At 65.7% G+C, this 268-nt stretch carries 1 protein-coding gene; it reads left to right on the top strand.

The genetic code is table 11. The features are described from left to right. Positions 1-94: 94 nt before the first annotated feature. Positions 95-268, top strand: coding sequence for a hypothetical protein (locus AC0L2O_RS36880; protein WP_473373218.1), 174 nt, complete (start codon positions 95-97; stop codon positions 266-268).

Genomic DNA, 268 nt, shown 5'->3' with positions numbered 1-268 from the left:
CGCGAACGCCTTGTAGTCGCTGGCAGCGGAATAGTCGCCGGCCAGGTAGTTGCGGATGCGCTCGTTGATGAAGGGGACGCTGTCGGCGGGAAACTTGCCGGCCATCGGCGAAGCCGATGGTGCCGGCATGGGCATCGGCGCTTTCGCCGCCATGGTGGATGACGGGCTTGGCGCAGTTGGTGCGGGGCTTGAAACAGGGCCTGATGCAGGGCTTGGCACGGTCGCTGCGATCGCCGGCGCCCTCGTGGTCTCGAGCTTGGTGAAATAG

The sequence above is a fragment of the Bradyrhizobium sp. Kon10 genome (assembly GCF_055807395.1).
This window is presented reverse-complemented; position numbering and strand designations above follow the sequence as displayed.